At 66.7% G+C, this 968-nt stretch carries 1 protein-coding gene; it reads right to left on the reverse strand.

What is annotated here, in order from left to right; translation table 11 throughout:
• Positions 1-86: 86 nt before the first annotated feature.
• On the reverse strand, positions 87-968 hold an 882-nt coding region (locus PZ895_RS16450), incomplete at its 5' end, for an FAD-dependent oxidoreductase (RefSeq protein WP_275840086.1).

Below are 968 nucleotides of genomic sequence, written 5' to 3' on the forward strand. Positions count from 1 at the left end.
CGGCCTGTTCCTTGTCCTGCATGTTGGCGCAGCCGCCTATCACGGTCTCGTTCGCCGCGATGGCGTCTTTTCGCGTATGTGGCCGCCTACGGCCTCGCCAACGCGAGTTCCTTGAGACGTGGTGCGCCTGCCGCGATGTCGGCGTCGGACGGATCGACGCCGGCGGCAAGCAGCTTTCGCGCGATCATGTGGTCGGCCGCGCGGTTGATCGAATCGACCGCCAGAAGCCGCGGCCCGGAAAAATGCCAGACCGAGAAAGCGTCGTCGTCGGGATTGCCCGAAACGACGAAGCGGTCGGCATCCAAGGAGAGACCGGCCGTCTGGAGCTTGATGTCGCCCTGGTCGGACCAGAACCACGGCACGTCGCGATAGGCGCCGGCCTTGCCGGTGATGGTGCGCGCGGCGTGCTTGGCCTGATCGCTGGCATTCTGCACCGATTCCAGCCGCACGGGACGGCCGGCGTGCCAGTGATGGAAACTCGCCGCGTCTCCGAGCGCGAGGATGCGGTGATCGGCGGTGCGCAACGCTTCGTCGACGACGATGCCGTTGGCGATTTCGAGACCTGCGTCCGCTGCGAGTTCCACATTCGGCACGACGCCGGTGCCGAGGATGACGAGATCGGCCGGAATGCGCGAGCCATCGGCGAGCCGGACGGCCGCGACATGCCCGTTCGATCCTTCCATGCTGGCGACGCCAATATCGACCTTCAGATCGATGCCGGCTGCCCGCGCGCGCGCGTCGGCATAGATCGAGATGGCGGGCGCGACGGAACGCCCGAGAACGCGCGGCGCCATTTCGAGAAGCGTCACCTGCTTGCCGAGGCCGGCCAGCGTGTGCGCGATCTCCATGCCGATGAAGCCGCCACCGACAATGACGACGGACTGCGCGGCTTCGGTCCTTTGCCGGATGCGGCCTGCATCGGCAAAATTGCGCAGCGCAAAGATGCCGTCCAGCGCCACGCCCTCGAT

The organism is Mesorhizobium sp. YIM 152430, from assembly GCF_029210365.1.
Classification (GTDB): Bacteria; Pseudomonadota; Alphaproteobacteria; order Rhizobiales; family Rhizobiaceae; genus Aliihoeflea.